Here is an 11,389-nt window from a genome sequence, read left to right on the forward strand (position 1 = left end):
AAGGGGCTCCTGCCCCGATGCGTTACCCTAATGACCTATGTCCTATAGGCCCCGGATGCGCCCCTTTAAGCGCCTCGATAAAAAAGCCGATATCTTCGCCTAATTGGACAAACTATTATTGCCTCGTCCCTAATGCCTGATTCTACGGGCTGCTATACCCCAGCCGCTGTATGAAAAGTAGACAGGGGGCTCTGGAGGCTATTTTGATATTTATCCGCAGTCACATTATTTATTTATTGAATTTTTGTGGGCTGAGCATGACTTCTGCTTTTGAGTTGTGAATTTAAGTATAGAGAAGGCCTCGGAACCGCTAACCTTGGCTACGCATAATAACAATACCGCAATGAATTCTTTGCTGGGTTGTTATTTGATCAATTTGAGGGGTGGTTAAAGATATGAATGGCTTCTACAGCTTAAGCGGCAATTTACACGCAGATCAGTCGGTTAATATACGGGAGCGATTGGTAAAGGGGATTGATGGCAGCGCTTGCTTGAGCCTCGATCTTTGTAAATATTGAGTGTAATAGAGTGTAATAGACACCTTTTAACAAAACATGGCAACATGTTGCGCGTTGAGTGTTAGGCGCGCGGTGGCTGAATTGACGTGAAAAATACCCGCTCAATTACTGACAAGGTGAACCCAGCAAGAGGCTGCTTAGCGACGCATTGCAGGCGTGGCTAAGCGAAGGCCCAAAGTGTAAACAACCCCGGATTTGACATTAAATTGAGTCAACCCCCAGTAGTCTCTACTGGGGGTTTTTTAATGGGCAATACATTTTCATTATTTAACGGATGTTGTGCAGCTATTGCGACCGCCGCATGGTCGATGGTTTTTGTTATCATGTTTAGTTATTTTTTGGCGGTAGGCTTGATGCCAACATTACGCTTTGTTGAACAAGGCATAAGGACTAAGGGACATAACATGAAATCCATCATTGATTGCTTAAAGAGCACCGCCGAGGATCAAAATCCGGCATGGGTATTCCCGCATGAAGATCAAATATTCACTGCGAGTGAAATACAAGAGCGCAGCCAATGCCTGCAGTCTGTGCTGGCACGACGAGGTGTTGTGGAAGGGGCTCGGGTCGGATTTATGCTCGATAACTCCTCACTGTATACCTGCTTGCTTTATGCAACGTGGGGGCAGAATGCGATTGCGATACCGCTGCGAGCCAAGTCGGGTAAGTACTTAAATTTTATCGATTACTTAGAGGGTTGTGATGACGTTTGCCATTTTGATCTGTTAATTACAGCAGATGATGACGGATATCATGGGTTGGCCGATTGGGCAGCGTCGCGGAAAATCAAGATAGCCTCGATGAATGACGTAGAGCGTGAAGCTTCTTTGATTCCTGCCTCTACTACAGACTACATTCCAATAAAGCCGGAAAATATGGCTATCATTCAGTTCTCTTCGGGCAGTACGGCTCGCCCCAAAGGGGTGATTGTCACACACGCGGCAATGATGTCCCAACTCAAAAATATTCAAGATAATCATCAGCGTAATCGCGATGGTCATGTCGTTGCTGCGAGCGCTTCATGGCTGCCTGTTAATCATGATATGGGGCTGTTCATTGGTGTTTTATCGCCAATGTATTCTGGCGTCAGTAATATTCTTGCTCCACCTGGCTACTACATGAAAAATCCACCGCGCTGGTTTCGGTTGCTTGCCCAATACGGTGTCGATTTTACATTTAGCACCAATTCAGTATTGGCCAGTAGTTTGGCGAGCCTAGAGCGCAGTGAAAATTTTGAGTATTCGCTTTCAGAATTACACATCTATATAGCTGCCGAAAAAGTAAGCCCGATTATTGTACGCCGTGCCTATGAAGTGCTCAGTAAAAAAGGGATCAAAAAGGAGCACTTACATATTGGCTACGGTATGGCTGAAAACGCGTTGGGCGCTACGGTTTCCCCTCCTGGTTCGATAAAATCTGAATGGTTTTCTTTGGAGGGCAGTCATCAAATAAAACTGGGGCATAAAGCTGCGGGCGATTGTTTTGAATTGGTATCCATTGGTATTGCTAATGATGACCATGAAATCACTATTCGAGGCATTAACGATGAGGTACTGAGTGACTTGGTTCTTGGTGAAATCAATATTTCAAGCCCTTGCATTACTCCTGGTTATATTAATAATCCGACCCAAACAGCACTCGCTATTGTTGCAGAAAAACCTTATGGGCGGCTAAGAACCGGGGATTTAGGTTTTAAATTCGAGGGCGAATACTATTTTTATTCCCGCAAGGATGATTTGATCATTGTTGGCGGCAAGAACATTATTCCAGATGATATTGAGCTGTATGCCGAGCAGCATAAGCGCGTGCGTATTGGGGGATCTGTGCTTATCGCTGTTGAAGATGAGGGCGCAGGTGTTATTCGATTGGCTCTATTGATTGAGGTCAGCATGTTACTCCCCCAAGATGAGCAACTTAAGCTATCGAAGGAAATAAAGTCGCTGATATTTGATGAGCTAAATATCATGATTAATAAAGTTGTTTTTTGCCAAAAAGGATCAATTGAAAAAACCTCGAGTGGTAAAAAGCGCAGAAAAATAATACGCAATCGATTTGTCAATAATAGTGTTGAATTAATTTCTGCAGTTGTTAAAAAGGAGGCAGTGCATGGAAACGTCGAAATCAAGGTATAAGAATTATTGTAAACCTAAATTGGCAGATTTATTAACTGCACTTAAATTAAATGTAGAAGCCGTTTCTGCATCGGGTAGTTACTTAAGAACTAAAAACGATCGAAACGTTTTGGATTTGGTCAGTGGTTTTGGGTCAGCAATACTGGGTCATAACCCACCGCAGTTAGTTGAAGAAGCCGTATCTGCGCTTACACAGAACATTCCAATTTGCGCTCAAGGTACTATGCGTGAAGAAGCGGGTAAATTGAGTGAAAAATTAAATTCATTATTAAGTAATGGCGCAGAATACTATTCTAATTTAAGTAACTCAGGTGCTGAGGCCGTCGAAGCCGCAGTTAAGCATGCTTATAAAGTACGCTTGGAGGTGATAAGTCGAGAGTATGAACGGCTGAGCCGAATACTCAATAATATTTACTATCAGATAGAGCATCTGGAAGGCACAGTTTTACTACCTGGTGATAAAGATTTAATAGATTTCCGTGATGACCTAGATGAATATAACTTGGCTCAATTTGAGTCGTTCCAATATCAACCGGTAATGGCAAGTTTTAAGGGCGGATACCATGGGAAAACAACATCAAGCATTAAGCTAACATTTAACAAATCTTTTCGTGAGTCATTCGAAGGGCTAAGCGCGATTAAAACCGAATACATTGATCCGAATCATCCTGAGCATATTAAAGAGCTTTGTGATGCGCAGGTGTGTATTTTTTATTATCCGGTATTAAAATCTGTTGATGGGCAGCATGTTGTAGAGCTTAAGCCTGTAAAAATTACGAAATTAATTGGTGTTATCTTTGAGACAATTATGGGTGAGGGCGGTATTAAGCCCTTGCCGGAAAATACATTGAATTGGTTGGCAGAGAACCATAAACCCTTAGCAATTCCTTATATTATTGACGAGATTCAAACCGGTTGTGGGCGAACCGGAGCTATTTATCATCATCAAAAAACGGCATTAAAAATAATAAAAGCTGAATATATTTTACTGAGTAAAGCACTGGGCGGGGGAATAACCAAGGTTGGAGCAACATTGATTCGTAGTGATATCTATGAATCCGATTTTGGAATACTGCATACTTCAACATTTGGTGAAGATGATTTGTCCGCAAGGGTTGCGCGCAAGGCTTTGGACTTACTGACAGAAAATGAAGGTGAGCGATTAGCCGAAATTACGACCAAAGGAGCATACTTACATAATTCACTCAAAGAGCTTGGCCTGCGTTACCCTGAGTTGATAAAAGATGTACGAGGTTGCGGTTTGATGTTGGGTGTAGAATTTACTTCACTTGAAGATCGGTCACCGTTTTTTCGGTCCGCAGGGCGCCAGGGTGTGTTGTCTCTATTGGTGGCCAGTTATTTATTACACTACCATGATATCCGTGTATTGGCGCCCATTTCCACCATGCTTAAAGGTAATCCTGGCAAGCAGCGGCAGTCCATTATTCGTATTCAACCCTCGTTGTGCATTGAATATTCTGAGGTGGATCGTTTTGTGGCAGCGCTACTGGAAGTCTGTGAAATTATTACAAGCAATAATGAGTTTTGTTTATTGGCTCATTTGTTTGATCAAACCTTAGGTGCCAGTGTGCGTAAAGGATGCAAGCAATTGCCTGCATTATGGCCGTTAAAAACAAATGAGAAAAATATTGATGCTCGTCTTGGCTTTGTCGTTCCGCCGATTAATGTTGAAACACTCTCGGGGTATTACTTCCCGTCTTTTAGTCATTACACCTGGGATAAAAAACGTTTTACGCAGTGGTGGAATAGCTTAAGTCGATTTTTAGAGCCGGTGCATGTTAAGTCTGAATATGTAACGTCTAATGCGTTCACCGTAGAGGTTAATCTCGTCTTTGTACCTTATTTACCTGAATATATTAATCGCTATAAGGCTGATCGGGAATTGAGCCGAGAGATGCGAGATAAGGTTCAGGATGCCGTCACCTTAGCGCGCGAGCTTGGTGATGACAATATTCCAGTATCGATGGTCGGTTTGGGAGCATACACGTCGATTATTACGAATAATGGACAAACTGTGAATGATTACGAGGTACCAATTACCACCGGTAATGCTTACACCACAGGGCTAACATTGCAGGGAATTTTTTATGCGGCGCAATTAAAGGGCATAGATTTAGCAAAGGCTAAAGTTGCAGTTGTTGGAGCTACCGGCAATATAGGCTTAGTGCTGGGACAAATTTTGTTACCACGTGTTGGCGAATTATTATTGGTCGGCAGTGGCGCTTCTGGTAGTCAGCAGCGCTTAGGTATGGCAAGGAGCCTTTGCTTGACCGATCTATTGAAGAGTATTCATCAAGAGCAGTTAGCCGGTATTGGTTTCGAGAATACAGAGCTACAGGGGGCAGGGTATGCTTATTACGAAGCTCTCATTGAAGGGCAAGGGGATGAGTTTGATCAATTGCGCATGGCTATAGAGGGCGGAGATATTAGCCGTAAAACGACAGCGTTATTTGACGAGTTAGTGCCAAACTTGAATTTTAGTAATAGCACTGATTTAAATAATTTATTAAATTTTGATATTGTTGTTCTGGCAACAAATTCGGAAAAAGAAGATTTAATTACACCGGCAATGGTAAAGCCAGGGGCGATAGTCTGCTGTGCTTCTGTCCCCTCTAACCTCAGCTCTGAGTTTAAAAATAATCAATCATATTTAGCTTTTGAGGGTGGTTTGGCTCAGTTACCTGAAAACTCTGAAATAGACTTTTATGGGATGCCAAAAGAGGGTTTGGCATATGGTTGTTTAGCCGAGACAATGGTGCTTGGGTTTGATGGCCAAAACCACAGTTTTAGTAAAGGTTTGCTAACTTCCGAACAAGTATTTCATATTATGCAATTAGCTGCTGATCATGGTTTTAGTTTGGGTAGTTTAAAGTTTGGTGATGACGTATTACATCTCATCGAAGAGTAAAGGATTAAAGGAAGTCTATATGTTTAATTTTAATGTTAAAAAAAATACTGACAACTACAAAGCTTTCAGTTCTATCAGTAGTGTTGCAGATATTATTGATAATCAATTACCCAGCTATGGGAGCCGCCCCGCTATTCGCTATGATAATGGCCATGATTATGAAACATTAAGCTTTAATGAATACTTAGCCTATATCAAAGCAACCATCGCTTATTTTACAGATGCTGTGATAGAAGGAAAAATAATAGCCACATTCTGTAAAAATAGGCTTGAGTGGGATATGGTCGGTATGGCGAGTTTGTATCGCGGAAATACTCTTTTTCCTTTAGATACAAAGACTCAGGATAAAGAGTTGGAGCACCTGCTTGCACATAATAACCCCGACTATATTCTCGTGTCAGTGGCCCAAGTTAATCGAATGATGGCTTTGGTAGATAGTCTTTCGTTAAAGGCAAAGCTTATTCTAGCGGATGTGACAAAGGGGTTTGAGGATCTTGATGTTACATTAGATGTCGAATATTCTTCAGAGATTCTATCGCTAAAAAATATCTTTGATGAATATAGAAATGTTGATTCTATTCAGCCGTCCGATCGGCTTTTAGATGAAAATACTATTCTGGGCCATTATCCGACATCTGGAACTACAAGCCTTCCAAAAATTGTTACGGTTTCCCATGGGAATATTATTGCAGAAATTAATGAGGCTATTGATGTTATCAATTTACGGCCCAATGAGGATCTTCTAAATATCGGCCCCTATACACACATTGCTACATTGGTAGAATTTTTAGTGACAAAAACACGAGGCTTCAGCGTAACATATTTCACGCGTGAGCCCGATGACGATGACGTGTTAGAAGATGAAATTAAGAAAATAAAATCTAAAGGCGTTCGTATTAAAGCACTTATGGCTGTACCTAAGTTTTGGATTTACCTCATGAAAGAAGTACTTGAGGAAATGAAAAATAAGCCGGTATTACATGAACTTTACCGACACCTTATCAGCATAGAAAAAAGTGCAAAGTTACAAGATATTGGAACTTTAGATAAAGCTAAATTAGCCGCAATGCGTATCTTATTACGTAATAAGTTGGGTGGATATTTTAGCTACGGAATTTCTTCTTCGATGAAGCTTGATGGCGCTATTGTTGAAATATTTGGCAAGCTCGGCGTTACGGTTATTGACATTTACGGGGCAACAGAATGCTGTGGAATTATCTCAAGAAATAGGCTTAATGATTTAAAGGCTGGCTCTTGTGGCCGAATGATAGCACCGTTAGAGCACCGCTTAACCGATGTGCAGGTTATTCCGGGTATTGAAAAACCGGTTGGTTTGTTGGAGGTAAAAGGTCCGGTTGTTTCACCGGGTTATTTAAACGCGAATGAATCAATGCCAAAAACAGAGGATGGTTATTATCCTACTGGTGATCTTTGTTGGACAGATGATGAAGGCTGGTTACATATTGTGGGTCGGGAAAAAGAACTGACTCGTTGGAGTGATGGTGCCTATATTGATCCACAGCACTTATCCAACTTGATGGTGCGTAGTATCTTTATCAAAGATGCAATGGTCATTCAAGCTGATCCAGACCATGACTTCCTCAGTGTGTACGTTTATCCCGACTACAAGCGCTTACACGCAGATCCTCTGTATATTAAAAAAGTAGCTACGGGCTTGGAGGAGAACTCAGTACTCGCCGAGCGGATAGAAGAGGCTATTGATTACTGCCAGTCGGTCTGTGCGATTAGTGCGCCCCTGTCTAAAAAGCATATATATTTATTACCTAAAAAATTAGCAAGGACACCAACACATAAAATAAAATTTTTATTTGAGCGTAAAAATTTGCATTTAGCGACAGCAATATAAGGAACAATAATGAAAACTATTTTGGATCAATTGTGCGAGGCCTGTATCACAACTGGCGTGTTAGCGCTGGATGATATCGAGTCGTGTGTCGATGAGGATTTAATGGAGGCTGGCTTTATCGATTCAATGGGAATTGTGTACTTGCAGGAAATTGTTGCTAATCGTTTCGGTGTTGAACTAGATCAAGCTAGCTTTTTCTCTGAAGCGAATAGTCTGCGAGCGTTAGCAACGTTGATAGAGGAGCGCCGTTAATCGGCGAGCTACTGGTAATGGATACAATTTATCGATTAAAAATTCCTCTGTTAGCGTTTTGGTGCTTACTCATACTATTTTTTTCTACTGTTGTTGTTCAGCGCTTATTTTTGAGTGATGAGCCTATTATTGATAATTCTGTTTCAATTTGGTTCGATGCTCAGGATCCTGAGCTTGCAACGTATGAAAGCTACAACGATGCTTTTGGTCAAAAAGAGTGGACGCTACTACTTTTACAAACACCTAATTTGTTTTCAAAAGATGTTTTAATCGAATTGCAGCGTATAACCAAAGCGCTCGAAGGTTTACCTAATGTAGCAAAAGTAACATCGATAGCGAATGTGCGTGATAATCGATCCGAAGACGACAGTATTGATTACTTTCAACTATTACCGAGTGGAGATTTAAGTGCTAATGATTTACAGAAGTTTGAATCATTGTTGCGATCTAATCCTATTTTTGATAAAAATTTAATCAAAAATGGCGATAATAAAAATACAGTTGTACTGATTCAAAATCACAATGCAATTCACGATGCGTCTAGTTATCGCTTAGAGTTGGTTAATAGTGTCAATGTCATTTTGGCTGATTCACAGCTGATAAACGATTATGCGTTGGCCGGTACTACGGTTGTGAATGCCGAGCTGAATCGCACGGCACAAAGGGATGTGATTGTTTTTTATATCCTCGTTAGCTTGTCGTTAGCGTTAATAACGTTATTTATTTTTAGGTCATGGCAAGATTTAGTCGTTTTATTATTTGTGGTTGTGGGAAGTGTTCTACCGACAATGGGCATGCTTGCACTATTGAGTATACCGTTCAATATGGTAACGGTTATGTTGCCGACAATTTTGATTGCGTTATCGGTTGCTGCGGTGGTTCACGTTATTAATGAATTTCATGAAAATCATAAGGTATCTACAGCAGCGCAAGCAGCAGATGAAACATTGAAGCATTTATGGCGTCCTTGTTTATGGGCAACACTCACCACGGTTGTTGGACTCTCTTCATTTGCTTTTAGCCAAGTGAAGCCTATGTTTCAACTGGGTGTTTTTTCTTCCTTCGGGATGATATTAACGCTTCTGTGGTCGTTGCTATATGCACCGTTATTACTTCGCTTACTTTGGTCAAAACCTAAAACTCAAGGTGTAAATAAACCATCGCTACTAGCAGGCTACATAAATTTTTTGCGGAAAAATAGACGATATTTCTTGGGCGTGACTTTGTTGCTGATTTTACCAATATTTGGATTACATAAAATTACGGTAGATACTAACTACGTGGAGTTTTTTACCGATAGCCATCCGACCACGGAAGCTTATAAAAGTCTTAATACGAATGGCTTTTCACAAAACCCAATGACCGTTGAGCTGATTATCGGCGATGAATTTAACTACAGTTCGAAAGGCGTTTATAGTGCGATATTAGCGTTTGAGGAGCAGCTGCGTACACTGCCAGCAGTCAATAAATTAATATCCGTTAGCGATTTCTTGCGGCAGATCGATGTTGCTTTTAATGGAAATGTTGATCCTGAAATTCTACGAAATTATAATGCTGAGCAAGTGCGACAAATGCTTTTTTTGGGAGAACTTAGCGGTAATGATGATATTGCCGATTTGGCCACCGACGATTACAGGCGTTTACAGTTACTTCTATTAACTGATTATTTAAGTTCTACTGAGCAGCACCAATTACAAGAGGATATTCAGTCTTTAGCTAAAACCTTATTGCCTAGCAAGGTGACAGTCAACGTTACAGGCACAACATCGCTTTGGGCGAATATGGATATGCAGGTCAGTAAGACGCAAATATTATCGATTGCATTGGTCGGTTGCTTTTTGGCGATTCTTTTGCCGCTTATATTAAAATCTTGGTTGTTGGGTTTAATTACTTTGATGATTAACGTAATTCCACTGGCTATAACATTGGGTCTGATGGCTCTATTAGGAGTGAAAGTAAATTTGGCAACAGCATTAATAGGGGGGATTGCATTAGGTATTGTGGTTGATGACTCTATTCATTTTATGAATAAATTTGTCTTTTTTTTGAAACAGGGTTTATCCGTAGGTGATGCTGTCGATTCTACACTGTTGTCAGTGGGAAAGGCGATCGGCTTTACGACACTTATTCTGTGTGCCAGTTTTGCTTGCATGATGACATCACAGTTTTTACCCTCTGTACATTTTTCAGTGTTTATTAGTACGGCCATTGTTTTAGCATTCGTCTACGATATGGTGCTTTTACCGATTATTCTTAAATATTTGGAAAAGCCTATAGTGGCGAGTATGGCGCGATATTTACCGGCAAAGCAGGCTGTGCCAGCAAGTTTATAGTAATAGGGATATTGGTGTGAGCCGCTATGGCGGGGAGGTTAGGGCTAGGGCCGAGGAAAAAATACTTTATCCAATAATACTTGCCTCCTGCTCCCTCAGCAGCGTTGCTCAAAGCGTTACATGCCCCGGCATGCGCCCCTTCGAGCGCCTTGCTGAGAAAGCAGGTGCCTTAGTCTAATTGGACAAACTATTATTGCCCCGCCCCTAAGGCGAATTTAAGCGGTAGGCGGTGAATTTTCAGGACCCTCACGCGCCGGGAGCGCGTGTGGAGCGCCCATGGATCGGTTCAAGCGAGCCCAGAAAAATATCGCTTGCCGCTAAGTTAATGACATTGGCTTCCGTATAGGCCCCGGCATGCGCCCTCGTCTAGTTGGACAAATTATTATTGCCCCTCCCCTTAAACCGTTCCCGTTACGACAATCATATTAACGGTGCAAAACAAAGTACCTGCTTTATTGTGCGCTTGAATATCGTCCCACCATAATTCTAGCGCGGTAGGCGGCGCTATTTTTTGTTTACAGGCTTCTTTATAAAGCCATTCAAGTGGGATGGCCTTTAAAGTATTGTGGACTAAAGGGTGCACATCAATATCAATATGTTTAAAACCACAGTGGCGCATTAGAGTGAATATTTGGCGTCCGGCATAACCGTTAGGTCGTAATTTCTCGGCAAAAAACTGTACCAGTGTTCGCTCTAGCACGGTATCGTTGCTATTAATCGAAAGGCTTCCCCAGTCGGCATCGGCTAAAACTACTCGGCCCTGAGGTTGAGTAACACGTTTGAGTTCTTGCATGACGGGTGCGGCTAATGAAGGCGGCAATACTTGTAATAAGCGTTCTGCATGGCAGCTCGCAAAAAAGCCGTCATCGAAAGGCAGGTTGTCGGCACTTCCCGTGCGGTGCTCAACAATGTTCGTTAAACCTTGCTCATGCGCCTTAGCATTCGCGATTGAAATCATTTCTTCATCAGAATCAATACCAATCACTTTACCCTGCGGGCCAACCCACTTGGCCAGCTGTAAAGTATCTACGCCCGGGCCGCAGCCCACGTCTAATACGCAATCGCCGCTTTGAATGTTCATTTTTTTGTGGCTGGCTTGCTTAATGGTTTGTGCGATGGCAGCCATACGCTGTAGATATTCCGGCGAAACATAACCGGAGGTCGGCGTGGTATTCATACGAGTCCTTTTATTTTAGTTTATATGCCGGGAGCCAAACACAGCCCTTTCCGGTGTGTGAAAGAGCATCGAACACCAAAACAGAGACACCTGAAGAGGTGTTAGATACGGAGCAATGTTAGCAAATAAGGGGCGTGCATTAAATAACTTCCCGTTTTTGAATTCCCGGGTGCACGCTTGC

The 11,389-nt window shown here is 41.9% G+C and carries 6 protein-coding genes; 5 read left to right on the forward strand and 1 reads right to left on the reverse strand.

Features of this window, described 5'->3' with window-relative positions; genetic code table 11:
- Positions 1-763 precede the first annotated feature (763 nt).
- From AC3A8L_RS15420 to AC3A8L_RS15440, 5 genes are read left to right on the forward strand one after another with little or no spacing between them, the layout of a single operon-like run.
- Positions 764-2,650 (forward strand): AMP-binding protein, encoded by a 1,887-nt coding sequence (locus tag AC3A8L_RS15420; RefSeq protein ID WP_487963163.1) that lies wholly within the window; start codon positions 764-766, stop codon positions 2,648-2,650.
- Positions 2,625-5,579 (forward strand): aminotransferase class III-fold pyridoxal phosphate-dependent enzyme, encoded by a 2,955-nt coding sequence (locus AC3A8L_RS15425; protein WP_487963164.1) that lies wholly within the window; start codon positions 2,625-2,627, stop codon positions 5,577-5,579. The genes AC3A8L_RS15420 and AC3A8L_RS15425 overlap by 26 nt, the downstream gene beginning before the upstream one ends.
- A 19-nt stretch (positions 5,580-5,598) precedes the next feature.
- Positions 5,599-7,446: an AMP-binding protein gene (locus tag AC3A8L_RS15430; protein ID WP_487963165.1), complete on the forward strand. Its 1,848-nt coding sequence runs from the start codon at positions 5,599-5,601 to the stop codon at positions 7,444-7,446.
- Positions 7,447-7,455: 9 nt separating this feature from the next.
- On the forward strand, positions 7,456-7,698 hold the full coding sequence (locus tag AC3A8L_RS15435; RefSeq protein ID WP_487963166.1) for a phosphopantetheine-binding protein: 243 nt from the start codon (positions 7,456-7,458) through the stop codon (positions 7,696-7,698).
- A 17-nt stretch (positions 7,699-7,715) separates the two neighbouring features.
- Positions 7,716-10,031, forward strand: a complete 2,316-nt coding sequence (locus AC3A8L_RS15440; protein ID WP_487963167.1) for an efflux RND transporter permease subunit — start codon at positions 7,716-7,718, stop codon at positions 10,029-10,031.
- Between the two features lie 397 nt (positions 10,032-10,428).
- Here the strand turns inward: AC3A8L_RS15440 and AC3A8L_RS15445 are convergent, their stop codons facing one another.
- Positions 10,429-11,208 (reverse strand): methyltransferase domain-containing protein, encoded by a 780-nt coding sequence (locus AC3A8L_RS15445; protein WP_487963168.1) that lies wholly within the window; start codon positions 11,206-11,208, stop codon positions 10,429-10,431.
- Positions 11,209-11,389: the final 181 nt, after the last annotated feature.

This window comes from Marinagarivorans sp. (genome assembly GCF_982758155.1).

Bases quoted from the DNA above. Each gene is read 5' to 3' on its own strand.
- AC3A8L_RS15420 (WP_487963163.1), top strand. From the start codon at position 764: ATGGGCAATACATTTTCATTATTTAACGGATGTTGTGCAGCTATTGCG.
- AC3A8L_RS15425 (WP_487963164.1), top strand. From the start codon at position 2,625: ATGGAAACGTCGAAATCAAGGTATAAGAATTATTGTAAACCTAAATTG.
- AC3A8L_RS15430 (WP_487963165.1), top strand. From the start codon at position 5,599: ATGTTTAATTTTAATGTTAAAAAAAATACTGACAACTACAAAGCTTTC.
- AC3A8L_RS15435 (WP_487963166.1), top strand. From the start codon at position 7,456: ATGAAAACTATTTTGGATCAATTGTGCGAGGCCTGTATCACAACTGGC.
- AC3A8L_RS15440 (WP_487963167.1), top strand. From the start codon at position 7,716: ATGGATACAATTTATCGATTAAAAATTCCTCTGTTAGCGTTTTGGTGC.
- AC3A8L_RS15445 (WP_487963168.1), bottom strand. From the start codon at position 11,208: ATGAATACCACGCCGACCTCCGGTTATGTTTCGCCGGAATATCTACAG.